This is a genomic window from Paraplanobispora siamensis, from assembly GCF_016863175.1.
Taxonomy (GTDB): domain Bacteria; phylum Actinomycetota; class Actinomycetes; order Streptosporangiales; family Streptosporangiaceae; genus Planobispora; species Planobispora siamensis.
This window is the reverse complement of the sequence record NZ_BOOJ01000014.1, coordinates 125,136-139,177: the sequence shown is the minus strand read 5'-3', so window position 1 is coordinate 139,177 and position 14,042 is coordinate 125,136. Positions and strand designations below refer to the sequence as shown.

Below are 14,042 nucleotides of genomic sequence, written 5' to 3'. Positions count from 1 at the left end.
AAGCTGAGCCCAGGCAATCGTTACCCCAATAACCCTCCGCTTCCCTGTGGGGCATATGCCCTGGTCGCACGGACTTCTCGTCGATTGCGGAAACCTGGCCGCCCAGCCCGTTCACCGGCGAAGACGCAAGGAGCGCGCCCGCAGATCGCAGGCGCGCTCCTCTCAGCGTCGATGACGACGTTGGTCACTCTCCGGCAGGAGCGATGCCCACCGGACAGGAGACCCCGGTGCCGCCGATTCCGCAGTAGCCGCCGGGGTTCTTGAACAGGTACTGCTGGTGGTAGTCCTCGGCGAAGTAGTACTCGCCGGCGGGGGCGATCTCGGTGGTGATCTGGCCGTAGCCGGACTCGGTGAGCACCTTCTGGTAGGCGTCGCGCGAGGCGAGGGCGGACTTCTCCTGCTCGGGGGAGTGGGTGTAGACGGCCGAGCGGTACTGGGTGCCGACGTCGTTGCCCTGGCGCATGCCCTGGGTGGGGTCGTGGGCCTCCCAGAAGACGCGCAGGAGTTCCTCGTAGGAGACCTCGGACGGGTCGAAGACCACGCGGACGACCTCGGTGTGGCCGGTCAGGCCGGTGCAGACCTCTTCGTAGGTCGGGTTGGGGGTGTAGCCGCCCGCGTAGCCGACCGAGGTGGACACCACGCCGGGGGTCTGCCAGAACTTGCGCTCGGCGCCCCAGAAACAGCCGAGGCCGAAGTCGGCGATCTCGGCGCCCTCGGGGTACGGCGGGGCGAGCGGGGCGTCGAGGACCATGTGGCGGTCGGGCACCGGCATGCGCGTCTCGCGTCCCGGGAGCGCGTTCTCCTGGGACACCATGGAAGTCTTGTCCTTGCCGAACAGCCAGCCCATCGTGAACCTCCTCCTGACACCTTCTCAGATCTCTGCAACCGCGCAGGGGTCCGCGATGTTCCCGTAAGGATTTCTTAACCATTGGACAAGCACTGCTAATTTGTATTAAATCGGGTAAGTAGTCAAAATAGGTGACATGCCTGAATCACGCCATGGTGTCCTGTACGGCGTCGCCGCCTACGCCATGTGGGGGTTGTTCCCCCTCTACTGGCCGCTCCTCAAGCCCTCCGGGGCCCTGGAGATCCTGGCGCACCGCATGGCGTGGTCGCTCGTCGCCGTCCTCGCCATCCTCGCGGTACGGCGGCACTGGGGCTGGATCCGCGAGCTCGTGCGCACCCCTCGCAAGCTCGGCCTGCTGGTCCTCGCCGCAGTGATCATCACGGTCAACTGGGGCGTCTACATCTACGCGGTCAACACCGGGCACGTCGTCGAGAGTTCCCTCGGCTACTTCATCAACCCGCTGGTCAGCGTCCTGTTCGGGGTCTTCCTCCTCAAGGAGCGCCTGCGGCGCCTGCAGTGGGTGGCGGTCGGCCTGGGCGCCCTGGCCGTCGTCGTGCTCACCGTCGACTACGGCCGGCTGCCGTGGATCGCCCTGGTCCTGGCCGCCAGCTTCGGCACCTACGGCCTGGTCAAGAAGATCGCGCAGGTCGGCGCGGCCGAGAGCATGGCGGTCGAGACGCTGGTGCTGCTCCTGCCCGCGCTGGGCTATCTGTTCTATCTCCAGCAGCAGGGCACGGCCACCTTCGGCACCGCGGGCGCCGGGCACGCCTTGCTGCTGGCCGGGGCCGGCGTGGTCACCGCCGTCCCGCTGCTGTGCTTCACCGCCGCCGCGATCCGGGTGCCGCTCACCACGATCGGGCTGCTGCAGTACATCGCGCCGGTCCTGCAGTTCCTGTGCGGCGTGTTCATCGCCCACGAGGTCATGCCCGCCAGCCGGTGGGCGGGTTTCGCCATCGTCTGGCTGGCCCTGTCGGTCTTCACCTGGGACAGCCTGCGTACGGCCCGCGAGTCCCGTCGCGCCGAGAGGCTGCGGGAGAGCGAGCCCGTCCCGGCCTGAGCGGAGCCGTCCCTACACGGAAGGGACCCCGGCTCCCCGTACCGCCGCGACCAGCGGCTTGAGCGCCGGATCCTCCTCCGCCCGCTCCAGAGCGGCCTCCAGCGAGCGTTCGTAGGCGGGCCCTGCCTCGGCCAGGCGGGCCCGTCCCGCGTCGGTGATCACGGAGTAGACGCCGCGGCGGTCGTCGGAGCAGAGCGTCCGGCGGGTCAGCCCCGCCTCCTCCAGCCGGGCGATGAGGCGGGTCACCGAGCTCTGGTTCAGCCCCACGGCCTCAGCGAGCTCCTGCATGCGCAGTTCACCGCAGGAGGAGCCGGCCAGCTGCCTGAGCGCGCGGTACTCCGACAGTCCGAGGCCGTGGCCTCGCTGCAGTGTCTTGGCCAGCTCGGCTTCCACCCGGGCGTACAGCAGTGCGAACAGATCCCACGTCATTGTGAGTTCCTTCTGTGATGAGCCACTCGACCCGGAGTATACGTGCACGCACAAAAAATGCACGCACAACAAGCCACCGGGATCAGCCCGAGCGCTCCACCACGTAGTCGCACAGCGCCAGATAGGCGGCGCGGGCCGGGATGTCCGGCAGGCCGGACAGGTCGGCGCGGGCGCGGTCGGCCCAGGAGATCAGCTCGGCGCGGGCCCGCCCCATGGCGGGGTTGGCGCGCAGCAGACGGAGGGTCTCCTCGACGTCCTCCTCGGCCACGGGGCCGGCCAACAGCTCGCGCAGGCGCGCGTCGGCCGGGTCGTCCCCGGCCAGGACGTAGAGCACCGGCAGCGTCCGGATTCCCTCGCGCAGGTCGGTGCCGGGGGTCTTGCCCGACTCCGCGGACTCGGAGGCGACGTCCAGCAGGTCGTCGCTGAGCTGCCAGGCGACGCCGATGGCCTCGCAGGCGCCGGTCACCCGCTCGACCACCTCGGGATCGGCCCCGCTCAGCATCGCGCCGAACCGGCCGGAGGTCGCGATCAGCGAACCGGTCTTGTCGGCCAGCACGTCGATGTAGTGCCGTACCGGGTCCTCCCCCGGGCGGGGGCCGATGGTCTCGCGGATCTGGCCGCGGACCAGGCGGGAGAAGGTCTGGGCCTGGATCCGGATGATCTCCGAACCGAGGTCGGCGAGGATCTCCGACGCCTGGGCGAACAGGTAGTCGCCGGTCAGGATGGCCACGGTGTTGTCCCACCGCGCGTTGGCCGACGGCGAGCCCCGGCGGACCGGGGCCTCGTCCATGACGTCGTCGTGGTAGAGCGTCGCCAGGTGGGTCAGCTCGATGACCACGGCCCCGGGCACGACCCCCGGGGCCTGCGGCGAGCCGAACTGGGCGGCCAGCAGCACGAGCATCGCCCGGAACCGCTTGCCGCCCGCCTCGATGAGGTGCTTGGACGTCTCGGTGACGAAGGCGTCCTCGCTCTCCACCGAGGACCGCAGCAGCTTCTCGACCTGGGCCAGGCCTGCCGCCAGGTCCTGCGCCAGCCGTTCGTCGACGAGCGGCAGATCAACAACCGGTGGCGCAGCCATGAGTATCCGACTCCCTAGCGAATGAACAACGCGGACGCGGCCTGGTCAGCCAGGTTCAGCACCGGCTCCGGGAAGACCCCGAGCACTACGGTAGCCGCAGCGGCCAGGGCCACCACAGCCGAGGTGCCGATGGTGGGCATCGCCACAGTCGGGCCGTCGGCGGCCGGCTCGCTGAAGAACATCAGCACGATCACGCGGACGTAGAAGAACGCGGCGATGGCCGAGGTCACCACACCCACCACGACCAGCGGCAGCGCGTCACCGGCCACCGCGGCCGAGAACACGGCGTACTTCCCGAAGAATCCACTGGTCAGCGGGATGCCGGCGAAGGCCAGCAGGAAGAACGCGAAGATGCCCGCCAGCACCGGCGCCCGCTTGCCGAGACCGGCCCACCGGGACAGGTGCCCGGCCTCGCCGCCCGCGTCGCGGACCATGGTGACCACCGCGAAGGCGCCGACCGTGGTGAAGCCGTAGGCCGCCAGGTAGAACAGGATGGCCGACAGGGCCTCCCGGTTCTGCTCGAAGGCGCCCGTGGCGATCACACCGGTGAGCAGGAAGCCCGCGTGCGCGATCGAGGAGTAGGCCAGCATGCGCTTGATGTCGGTCTGGGTGATGGCCAGGATCGCACCGACGATCATCGTCAGGATCGCGACGCCCCACATGACCGGGCGCCAGTCCCAGTCGAGGTTGCCCAGGGCGACCCAGAACACCCGCAGCACGGCGCCGAAGGCGGCCACCAGGACGGTGGAGGCCATCAGGGCGGTGACCGCGGTGGGCGCGCCCTGGTAGACGTCGGGCTTCCACGCCTGGAACGGCGCGGCACCGATCTTGAACAGCAGGCCGACGCCGAGCATCGCCATGCCGACGAACAGCAGGGTGTCCTGACCGGCGACCGTGCCCAGCGCGGCGCTGATGGCCTTCAGGTCGAGCGACCCGGCGTAGCCGTACAGCAGCGCGGCGCCGTACAGGAAGAAGGCCGAGGAGAACGAGCCCAGCAGGAAGTACTTGACCGAGGCCTCCTGCGACAGCAGGCGGCGCCGGCGGGCCAGGCCGCACAGCAGGTACAGCGGCAGGGACAGGACCTCCAGGGCCACGAACATGACCAGCAGGTCGTTGGCGGCCGGGAACAGGAGCATGCCGCCGACCGAGAACAGCAGCAGCGGGTAGACCTCGGTCTGCGCGTAACCGCTGCGGACCGCCTCCTCCTCGTCGGTGCTTCCCGGTACGGCCGCCGCCTGCGCGACGAACTGCTCGTCGTCGTTGATCAGCAGCGTGCTGACGAAGGCGAGGATGAGGATGATCGCCCAGATGAACAGGGCTGGGCCGTCCACCGCGACGGCGCCCATGGCCGCCGGCGTGGTCGGCACGCCGTCCCTGACCGCCTGCAGGATCGTCAGCAGGAAGCCGCCGAGCAGGGCCAGGAGGGTCAGCGGCACGTGGATCGACTTGCGCAGGTAGCGGGGCGCGAACGCCTCGACCAGCACGCCGACGATCGCCGCGCCGAAGACCAGCAGCATCGGCGCGAGCAGGGCGTATTCGATCGTTGGCGCCTCGATGGTGCCGCCGTTCACTGGCCGGCCCCCTTCTTCTCAGCGACGGTGGAGACGGGCTGCTTGTCCGTCACCTGGGCGTTGGTCAGGGTCTTGTCCACCGCCGGGTTGATCACGTCGAGCAGCGGCTTCGGGTAGAAGCCGAACGCGACGATCAGTGCGATGAGCGGGGCCACCACCCACTTCTCCCGGCCGTTGAGGTCGGTGAAGCCCTTGACCGACTCGGCGGTGGGGCCGTTCATGGTGCGCTTGTACATCCACAGGATGTAGATGGCCGCCAGGATCACACCGGTCGCGCCGATGATGGCCGGGACCGCGTAGCGCTCGTAGGTGCCGATCAGGACCATGAACTCGCTGACGAACGGCGCCAGGCCGGGCAGCGAGAGACCAGACAGGCCGGCGATCAGGAAGGCGCCCGCCAGCAGCGGGGCGACGCTCTGCACGCCGCCGTAGTCGGCGATCTGGGCGGAACCGCGGCGGTAGATCAGGAACCCGGCGACCAGGAACAGCGCGCCGGTCGAGAAGCCGTGGTTGACCATGTACAGCGTGGCGCCCGACTGGGCGTTCTGCGTCATCGCGAAGACGCCCAGCGCGATGAAGCCGAAGTGCGAGATCGAGGTGTAGGCGATCAGGCGCTTCATGTCGGTCTGGCCGATGGCCACGATCGCGCCGTAGATGATGCCGACCACCGACAGCACGATGACCAGCGGGGTGAAGAACTTCGACGCCTCCGGGAACAGCTCCAGGCAGAAGCGGAGCATGCCGTAGGTGCCGACCTTGTCCAGCACGCCCACCAGCAGGACCGCGGCGCCGGCCGGGGCCTGCGCGGCGGCGTCGGGCAGCCAGGTGTGGAACGGCCACAGCGGGGCCTTGATCGCGAAGGCGATGAAGAAGCCGGCGAACAGCCACTTCTGCGTGGTCGGGTCCTGGATGGCCCCGATCAGCTCGGGGAACATGAAGGTGTTCTTCTCGGCGACCACGTAGAGCGCGATCACCGCGACCAGCATGAGCAGGCCGCCGAAGAGCGAGTAGAGCAGGAACTTGACGGCCGCGTAGGACCGCTGCACGCCGCCGTACGACCCGATCATGAAGTACATCGGGATCAGCATGGCTTCGAAGAAGACGTAGAAGAGGAAGATGTCGGTCGCCGCGAAGACGCCGATCATCATGGCCTCCAGCACCAGCAGCAGCGCGAAGTAGGTCTTCGCGGAGCGCTTGGGCGGGACCACCTCGGTCTTGACGTCGGCGGTCTCCGTGGCGCCCTTGGCGTCACGGACCGGCGCCGCGACGGCGCCCTCGGCGTCGTGCCAGGAGGCCAGGATGACGATCGGCACGAGGATCGCCGACAGCGCGATCAGCACGAGCGCGATGCCGTCCACCGCGACGCCGTAGTGGACCCCGAAGCTGGGGATCCAGGAGTACTTCTCCTCGAACTGGAAGCGGTTGCCGTTGGGGCTGAACTGCACCGCCATGGCGACGGTCAGTCCCAGCACCACCAGCGAGACCAGCAGGGCCACTTGCTTGGCGAGCTTGTCACTGCCCTTGGGGAGCAGTGCCACCCCGACCGCGCCCAGTACGGGCACGGCCATCAGGATCGAGAGCCAGGGCATCACATGTTCCCTACGTAGAGCAGCGCGCCAACGACGGCGGCGGCACCGAAGAGGATGGACAGCGCGTACGAGCGGACGTAGCCGGTCTGCACGCGGCGCAGCCGCCCGGAGGTTCCGCCGATGCCCGCGGCCAGCCCGTTGACCAGGCCGTCGACGCCGCGGCTGTCGAAGAACACCGCGATGCGGGTCAGCCACTGGCCGGGGCGCATGAGCAGCGCCTCGTTCAGGGCGTCGCCGTACAGGTCGCGGCGGGCGAAGGTGGTGAGGAAGGAGCCGCGCGGGGCGACGGCGGGCACCTCGGCGGCGCCGTACCGGAACCAGGCGAAGGCGGCGCCGGCGGCGACCAGGGCGAGCGTGGCCAGGGCCGCGGGGCCCACGCCGAAGACGTGGGGCTCGGGCATGTCCGCCGGCTGGGGCAGACCGACCGCCGGGCTCAGGAAGGTCAGGAACCGGTTGCCCAGGACCAGGTAGGCACCCAGGCCGATCGAGCCGATCGACAGGATGATCAGCGGCACGGTCATCACCGCGGGCGACTCGTGCGGGTGCGCGTCCTCGGCCCAGCGCTTCTTGCCGAAGAAGGTCATGAAGACCATCCGCGACATGTAGAAGCCGGTCAGACCGGCACCCAGCACGGCGAGCCAGCCGAGGATCTCGTTGTGGTGCATCGCCGTCTCGATGATGCCCTCCTTGGTGTAGTAACCGGAGAGCAGCGGGAAGCCGATGATCGCGAGGTAGCCGATGATGAAGGTGACCGCGGTGACCTTCATGACCGAGAACAGCGCGCCGTAGCGGCGCATGTCCACCTCGTCGTTCATGGCGTGCATGACTGAGCCGGCGCCCAGGAACATGTTGGCCTTGAAGAAGCCGTGCGTGATCAGGTGGCCGATCGCGAAGGCGTAGCCCGCCGGGCCGAGGCCCGCGCCGAGCATCATGTAGCCGATCTGCGACATCGTCGAACCGGCCAGGCCCTTCTTGATGTCGTCCTTGGCGCAACCGATGATCGCACCGGCGAGCAGCGTGGCGACGCCGACGATGGTGACGACCAGCTGCGCGGTCGGGGCGGCCTCGAAGAAGGCGCCGGAGCGGACCACCAGGTAGACGCCGGCGGTGACCATGGTCGCGGCGTGGATGAGGGCCGAGACCGGGGTCGGGCCCTCCATCGCGTCCAGAAGCCAGGACTGCAGCGGGAGCTGGGCGGACTTGCCGCAGGCGCCGAGCAGGAGCAGCAGGCCGATCGCGGTCAGCGTGCCCTCCGACGCCTGGCCCGTCACCTGGTGGGTGAGGTCGGCGAAGGCCAGCGAGCCGAAGGTCGTCCAGATCGTGAAGATGCCGATCAGCAGGCCGAAGTCGCCGACGCGGTTGACGATGAACGCCTTCTGCGCGGCGGTGGCCGCGCTGGGCTTGTGCTGCCAGAACCCGATCAGCAGGTAGGACGCGAGACCCACGCCCTCCCAGCCGATGAACAGGCCGACGTAGTTGTCCGACAGGACCAGCAGGAGCATGGCCGCGACGAACAGGTTGAGGTAGGCGAAGAACCGGCGGCGGTCGCGGTCGTGCGACATGTAGCCGATCGAGTAGATGTGGATCAGCGATCCGACACCCGTGATCAGCAGGGCGAAGCTGATCGACAGCGGGTCGATCAGCATCCCCATGTTCACCATGCCGGGGATGAACTCGAACAGCTCGAACGCCCGGCGGCGGTCCTCGGGGTTCAGGCCGAGCAGTTCCACGAAGGAGAGCACGGCCACCACGAAGGCGCCCAGCGACATGGCGACGCCGAGGAAGTGGCCCCACTTGTTGGTACGGCGGCCGCCCAGCAGCAGGATCGCGGCGCCCAGCAGCGGCAGCGCGATCATCAGCCAGGAGACCCCGATCACCCCACCGGAGTGCTGGACGATCTCAGCAGGAGATTGCACCTGGCACTCCTCAGTACTTCAGCAGGTTGGCGTTGTCCACGGACGCCGACCTGCGGGTTCGGAAGATCATCACAATGATGGCGAGGCCGATCACGACCTCCGCCGCGGCCACGACCATCACGAAGAAGGCGATGAGCTGGCCGTCCAGGTTGCCGTGCTGCCGGGCGAAGGTCACGAACGCCAGGTTGCAGGCGTTGAGCATGAGCTCCACGCACATGAACACCACGATCGCGTTGCGCCGTACCAGCACGCCGACGCCCCCGATCGCGAAAAGCAGCGCGGAGAGCACCAGGTAGTGGGTGGTCACTTGCCGTCCTCCTCGGAAAGCGCGTTCTCGTCCTGGAGCGCGTCCTTCACCTGGATGGGCTTGTCACCCTCCGCCGGATCCGCGTCCCTGGCGTCGTCCTTCTGCAGGACCTGCTTGATGAGCGCGGCCTTCTCCGGATCGGTCGGCTCGAAGCCCTCCTCCATCTCGTGCCGGGCGAGCACCCGGTTGATCGAGGTGACCGCCACCGTGCCGTCCGGCAGCAGGGCCGGCATGTCGATGGCGTTGTGCAGGGCGTAGGTGCCGGGACCGGGCAGCGGCGAGGGCTGCGGACCGGCGAACCGGGCGCGGGCCAGGTCGCGCTGGGTGGCCTTGGGCCGGACCCGCTCGCGGTGGGCCAGCACCATCGCGCCGAGCGCGGCGGTGATCAGCAGCGCCGAGGTGACCTCGAAGGCGAAGACGTGCCGGGTGAAGATCGAGGCGGCCAGGGTGGGGACGTTGCCGTCCCTGCTCGCCACGACCTGTCCCAGGCCCGTGGCGGGGCTGAAGGCCACGTTGCCGACCGCCAGGGCCAGCAGGATGGCGAAGCCCAGACCGGCGATGATCGCCCAGAACCGCTGCCCCTTGATCGTCTCGACCAGGGAGTCCGAGGAGTCCACGCCGACGAGCATGAGCACGAATAGGAAGAGCATCATGACCGCGCCGGTGTAGACGATGATCTGCACCGCGGCGAGGAAGGGCGCGTCCTGGACGGCGTACAGCACGGCCAGCGAGAGCATGACCACGCCGAGCATCAGCGCCGAGTAGACCGCCTTGCGGCTGAAGACGAGCCCGAGCGCCGCGGCCACGGAAGTGACCGCCAGCACCCAGAACGTGATGGTCTCACCCATTGTTGCGTCCCAGCCGGTAGTAGTCCTCTTCGGTCTCGCCGAGACGCATGGCGTGGGGCGGAGCCTCCATGCCCGGGCCGAGCGGCGCGAGAAGCATCTCCTTGGTGTAGATCAGGCTCTCACGGGTCGAGTCGGCGAGCTCGTATTCGTTGGTCATGGTCAGCGCGCGCGTCGGGCACGCCTCGATGCACAGGCCGCACAGGATGCAGCGCAGATAGTTGATCTGGTAGGTGCGGCCGTAGCGCTCGCCCGGGGAGTAGCGCTCCGTCTCGGTGTTGTCGCCGCCCTCCACGTAGATCGCGTCGGCCGGGCACGCCCAGGCGCACAGCTCACAGCCGACGCACTTCTCCAGGCCGTCGGGCCAGCGGTTGAGCTGGTGCCGGCCGTGGAAGCGCGGAGCCGTGGGCCGCTTCTCCTCGGGGTAGTTGACCGTCTCGACCTTCTTGAACATCGTGTGGAAGGTCACGCCGAACCCCTTGATGGGGTTCAACCAATCAGTTGCTCCCACTGGGAACCTCCGCAGTCGTGTTTGCGCGCGCCTCCACGGCCGTCGCCCCGCGGTAGTGCGGCAGGTCGAGCGGAGGCACCGGGAAGCCGCCGGCGGCGGGCTCGGCTTCGAGCGTCTTGAACTCGGCCTCGACCTGCTCGGCCTTGGCCTCCCTGCGCCGCTGCAGGACGGTGTCGAAACGCAGCCAGATGGCCAGGCACCCGACGAGCACGACGGCGCCCAGGATCATCACGGCGGTCCGGTCGGCGGTGTCCAGGCGCAGGGCCCGCATGGTGGCCACCAGCAGGATCCAGGCCAGGTTGACCGGGATGAGGATCTTCCAGCCGAGGGCCATGAGCTGGTCGTAGCGCACGCGGGGCAGCGAGGCGCGGCACCAGATGAAGAAGGCGAACAGCAGCACCATCTTCCCGAAGAACCACAGCAGCGGCCAGTAGCCGGTGTTGGCGCCGTCCCACAGGGAGATCGGCCACGGGGCGTGCCAGCCGCCCATGAACAGGGTGATGGAGACCGCCGACACCACGAAGACGTTGACGTACTCGGCGAGCATGATGACGGCGAACTTCAGCGAGTTGGAGTACTCGGTCTGGAAGCCGCCGACCAGCTCGCCCTCGCCCTCGGGCAGGTCGAACGGGACCCGGTTGGTCTCGCCCAGCATCGTGACGATGTAGATCAGGAAGGACGGGAGCAGCAGGATCATGTACCAGGAGGGCATCGGGATGTCGAGCCCTCCCAGCGAGAACGTGGTGCCCTTGGCCTGAGCCGCGACGATGCCCGAGGTGGACAGCGTGCCCGCGAACAGGAAGACGCCCACGAACGACAGGCCCATCGCGATCTCGTAGGAGACCACCTGGGCGCTCGCGCGCAGGCCGCCCAGCATCGCGTACGGCGAGCGGGAGCCCCACCCGGCCAGCACGATGCCGTAGACGCCGATGGAGGCCATGGCCAGCACCAGCAGCACCGCGACCGGCAGGTCGGTCAGCTGCAGCGGCGTCTCGACGCCGAACATGTTGACCTTCGGGCCCATCGGGATGACCGAGAAGGCCATGAAGGCGGGGACCGACAGCACGACCGGGGCGATGAAGTAGATCACCTTGTCCACGGTCCGCGGCATCAGGTCTTCCTTCAGACCCATCTTCAGGCCGTCGGCCACCGACTGCAGGAGGCCGAACTTACCCGCCCGGTTGGGGCCGTACCGGTTCTGCATGCGGGAGATGAGCTTGCGCTCGAACCACACGCCGAACAGCACGCCCAGCATCAGGACGATGAAGATGACCGCGGCCTTGAGGATGATGATCCCGATGGGATCCTTGCCGAAGTCGTCGAGGCTCGGAAGGGCCGGCTCGGCCGGCGCGGCCGCCAGAAGAGACCACGAGTTCATAAGTCGTTCACCGCTCCCCATTCGCTGCGCGGGCCGCCGGTGCTTCGCGGGCCGCTTCGCTCACTGCGCCGGTTTCTCTCCCGCTCATGAGGTACTTCCGATCTTGACGATGTCACCGGCCGCGGCGCGCAGATCGCGGGTCACCGAGCAGCCGTCGGAGCCGGCGGGCAGCCACACCACCCGGTCGGGCAGATCGGCGATGCGCACCGGCAGGCTCACCGAACCCCGCCCGGAGTTGACAGTGATCTTGCTGCCGTCGACGAGGCCCACCTCGGCCGCGGTGACCGGTGACACCAGCGCCTCGGCCGCCGGGGCGGTGCCCGCGAGGTACGGCTCGCCGGCCTGCAGCCGGCCCTCGCCGAGCAGCCGGTACCAGGTGGCGAGGATGGCCTCACCGGCCGCCGGGGCCGGCACCGCGCGGGTGCCCACCGCCGGGGCGGCGGCCCGCGGGCCCCGCCAGGCGCCGATCGCGGCCAGCTCGCGGCGGGCGGCGGCGGCGTCCGGCAGGCCCAGGTGCACGTCCATGTGGTCGGCGATCGCGGAGACGGCCCGCAGGTCGCTCATCACACCGGTGACGTGCAGGGCCTCCTCGAAGGTACGGCCGCGCCCCTCCCAGTTGACGAACGTGCCCGACTTCTCGGCCACCGCGGCGACCGGGAGCACCACGTCGGCGCGGTCGGTGACCGCGCTGGCGCGCTGCTCCAGGCTGACGATGAACGGCGTGTTCTCCAGGGCCGCCAGGGCGGCCTCCGGGTCGGCCAGGTCGTAGGGGTCGACGCCGGCGACGACGAGGGCGTCCAGCTCCTCGTTGCGCGCCGCCGCCAGGATCCCCGCGGTGTCGCGGCCCGGGGTGTCGGGCAGCGAGGTGACGTTCCACGCCCGGGCCACCTCGGCGCGGGCGGTCTCGTCGGCGACCGGACGGCCGATCGGGAGCAGGCTCGGCAGGGCGCCGGCCTCGATGGCGCCGCGCTCACCGGCACGACGCGGGATCCAGGCCAGGCGGGCGCCGCTGGCCTCGGCCAGCCGCAGGAGCGCCGAGAGCGCGCCCGGGACGGTGGCCAGCCGCTCGCCGGCGAGGATGACGGCGCCCGGCAGCTTGATCGCCTCGGCGGCCGGAGAGGCACCGGAGGCCAGGGACTCCAGGACGTCGGGCTCGGTTCCCGGCGTGGCCGGGATGAGCGTGCCGTTCATCTTGCCCAGTCCGGCGGTGGCGAACGGGGCGATCGAGAAGATCCTCAGCTTGCTGCGCTGCCAGGCCTTGCGCAGCCGCAGGAAGACGATCGGCGACTCCTCGTCGGGCTCGAAGCCCACCAGGAGCACGGCCGGGGCCTGCTCCAGGTCGCGGTAGCGCACCTCGATGCCCTTGCCCGCCACGGCGTGCGCGAGGAACTGCTCCTCCTCGGCGGAGTGCGGCCGGGAGCGGAAGTCGACGTCGTTGGTGCCCAGGGCGATCCGGGCGAACTTCGCGTAGCCGTACGCCTCCTCGACGGTGACGCGGCCGCCGACCAGCACGCCCGCGCGGCCGCGGGCGGCCGCCAGGCCCTGGGCCGCGACGGCGAGCGCGTCGGGCCAGGAGGTCGGCACGAGCACGCCCTCCTCGTTACGGACGAGCGGGGTCTTCAGCCGGTCGGGCTGCGTCGCGTAGGTGAAGGCGAAGCGGCCCTTGTCGCAGTTCCACTCCTCGTTGACCTCCGGGTCGTTGCCGGCCAGGCGGCGGGTGACCCGGCCGCGGCGGTGGTCGGTGCGCAGCGAGCAGCCGCTGGCGCAGTGTTCGCACGCGGTCGGAGTGGAGACCAGGTCGAACGGACGGGCCTGGAAGCGGTAGGAGGCGCTGGTCAGCGCGCCCACCGGGCAGATCTGGATGGTGTTGCCCGAGAAGTAGGACTGGAACGGCTCGCCGTTGGCGGTTCCGACCTGCTCCTTGGCCCCGCGCTCGAAGAACTCGATGAGCGGGTCACCGGCGATCTCCTCGGAGAAGCGCAGGCAGCGGGCGCACTGCACGCAGCGCTCGCGGTCCAGCAGCACCTCGGTCGAGAGCGGCACCGGCTTGGCGAAGACCCGCTTCTTCTCCTGGAAGCGGCTCTCGCCCTGGCCGTTGGACATCGCCTGGTTCTGCAGCGGGCACTCGCCGCCCTTGTCGCAGACCGGGCAGTCCAGCGGGTGGTTCATGAGCAGCAGCTCCATGACACCGCGCTGGGCCTTCTCGGCGACCGGGGAGGTGAGCTGGGTCTGGACCACCATGCCGGGGGCGACCTCGATGGCGCAGGAGGGCTGCGGCTTGGGGAAGCCGCGGCCGTTGCCCGCGTCCGGGATCTCCACCAGGCACTGGCGGCAGTTGGCGGCCGGGATCAGCAACGGGTGGTCGCAGAAGCGCGGGATCTGGATGCCGAGCAGCTCCGCCGCCCGGATGATCATCGTGCCCTTCGGGACGCTGACCTGGAACCCGTCGATGGTCAGGGTGACCAGTTCCACCGGCGCCTGGGCCGGGGTGCTCGCTTCTACCGTCATGGCGCC

General features: G+C 69.5%; 12 protein-coding genes. 1 reads left to right on the top strand and 11 read right to left on the bottom strand.

Translation table 11 applies throughout. The features are described 5' to 3' along the window. Positions 1-184: 184 nt before the first annotated feature. Positions 185-847: a peptide-methionine (S)-S-oxide reductase MsrA gene (gene msrA / locus Psi01_RS08015; RefSeq protein ID WP_204063296.1), complete on the bottom strand. Its 663-nt coding sequence runs from the start codon at positions 845-847 to the stop codon at positions 185-187. Positions 848-983: 136 nt separating this feature from the next. Here msrA and rarD point away from each other — a divergent pair, with 136 nt between their 5' ends. Beyond that, positions 984-1,904: an EamA family transporter RarD gene (gene rarD, locus Psi01_RS08010; RefSeq protein ID WP_204063295.1), complete on the top strand. Its 921-nt coding sequence runs from the start codon at positions 984-986 to the stop codon at positions 1,902-1,904. 12 nt (positions 1,905-1,916) lie between these two features. On the opposite strand, the gene Psi01_RS08005 is transcribed toward rarD, so the two are convergent. From Psi01_RS08005 to Psi01_RS07960, 10 genes are all read right to left on the bottom strand, one after another. Then, the gene (locus tag Psi01_RS08005; RefSeq protein ID WP_204063294.1) at positions 1,917-2,333 is read right to left on the bottom strand and encodes a MarR family winged helix-turn-helix transcriptional regulator; all 417 of its coding nucleotides are present in this window, start codon (positions 2,331-2,333) and stop codon (positions 1,917-1,919) included. A gap of 82 nt (positions 2,334-2,415) precedes the next feature. Further along, positions 2,416-3,411 carry a polyprenyl synthetase family protein gene (locus tag Psi01_RS08000; RefSeq protein ID WP_204063293.1) on the bottom strand — a complete coding sequence of 332 codons (996 nt, stop codon included), beginning with the start codon at positions 3,409-3,411 and terminating at the stop codon, positions 2,416-2,418. 14 nt (positions 3,412-3,425) lie between these two features. After that, positions 3,426-4,982, bottom strand: coding sequence for an NADH-quinone oxidoreductase subunit NuoN (gene nuoN, locus Psi01_RS07995; protein WP_275424499.1), 1,557 nt, complete (start codon positions 4,980-4,982; stop codon positions 3,426-3,428). Beyond that, a complete protein-coding gene (locus tag Psi01_RS07990; protein WP_204063292.1) occupies positions 4,979-6,571 on the bottom strand; it encodes an NADH-quinone oxidoreductase subunit M in 1,593 nt (530 codons plus the stop codon). Before Psi01_RS07990 ends, nuoN begins: the two co-directional genes overlap by 4 nt. Continuing rightward, entirely contained in the window at positions 6,571-8,427 is a 1,857-nt protein-coding gene (gene nuoL / locus Psi01_RS07985; RefSeq protein ID WP_204063386.1) for an NADH-quinone oxidoreductase subunit L, read from the bottom strand. The genes Psi01_RS07990 and nuoL overlap by 1 nt, the downstream gene beginning before the upstream one ends. A 70-nt stretch (positions 8,428-8,497) precedes the next feature. After that, a complete protein-coding gene (nuoK, locus tag Psi01_RS07980) occupies positions 8,498-8,794 on the bottom strand; it encodes an NADH-quinone oxidoreductase subunit NuoK (RefSeq protein WP_203876629.1) in 297 nt (98 codons plus the stop codon). Further along, positions 8,791-9,642 (bottom strand): NADH-quinone oxidoreductase subunit J, encoded by an 852-nt coding sequence (locus tag Psi01_RS07975; protein WP_204063291.1) that lies wholly within the window; start codon positions 9,640-9,642, stop codon positions 8,791-8,793. The genes nuoK and Psi01_RS07975 overlap by 4 nt, the downstream gene beginning before the upstream one ends. Continuing rightward, positions 9,635-10,150: an NADH-quinone oxidoreductase subunit NuoI gene (gene nuoI, locus Psi01_RS07970; RefSeq protein ID WP_204063290.1), complete on the bottom strand. Its 516-nt coding sequence runs from the start codon at positions 10,148-10,150 to the stop codon at positions 9,635-9,637. Before nuoI ends, Psi01_RS07975 begins: the two co-directional genes overlap by 8 nt. Further along, positions 10,137-11,528: an NADH-quinone oxidoreductase subunit NuoH gene (gene nuoH / locus Psi01_RS07965; RefSeq protein ID WP_204063289.1), complete on the bottom strand. Its 1,392-nt coding sequence runs from the start codon at positions 11,526-11,528 to the stop codon at positions 10,137-10,139. The genes nuoI and nuoH overlap by 14 nt, the downstream gene beginning before the upstream one ends. 84 nt (positions 11,529-11,612) lie before the next feature. After that, positions 11,613-14,036, bottom strand: a complete 2,424-nt coding sequence (locus Psi01_RS07960; RefSeq protein ID WP_204063288.1) for an NADH-quinone oxidoreductase subunit G — start codon at positions 14,034-14,036, stop codon at positions 11,613-11,615. Between the last annotated feature and the right edge of the window lie 6 nt (positions 14,037-14,042).